General features: G+C 62.0%; 1 protein-coding gene. It reads left to right on the top strand.

Annotated features, from left to right (window positions below; genetic code table 11):
* On the top strand, positions 1–255 hold a 255-nt coding region (locus BFP96_RS31455; protein ID WP_371914776.1), incomplete at both ends, for a DUF6531 domain-containing protein.

Here is a 255-nt window from a genome sequence, read left to right as displayed (position 1 = left end):
ACGTGGATTGCGGGTTGGGGTTTGGCTGGAGTCATGCGCTGGCGCATCGGCTTGTAGTTTCAGGCGATTCGGTGGTGTGGACCGACCATGAGAATCGCTCGACCACCCTGCCCTTGCCGACGGCGGCTCGACCGGCGATTACCAATAGCCTGGCGGAAGCTGCGATCTACTTGGGCTCGGCGCCTGACGAGTTGGTGCTGGCCCAGGCTTCTCGGTTCTATCACTTTTGCGACGGTGTGCTGACGGCGATCAGCG

Source organism: Pseudomonas sp. 34 E 7 (assembly GCF_900005715.1).
Lineage (GTDB): Bacteria > Pseudomonadota > Gammaproteobacteria > Pseudomonadales > Pseudomonadaceae > Aquipseudomonas > Aquipseudomonas orientalis_A.
The sequence above is the reverse complement of the archived record's forward strand: the minus strand, read 5'-3'. Positions and strand labels throughout refer to the sequence as shown.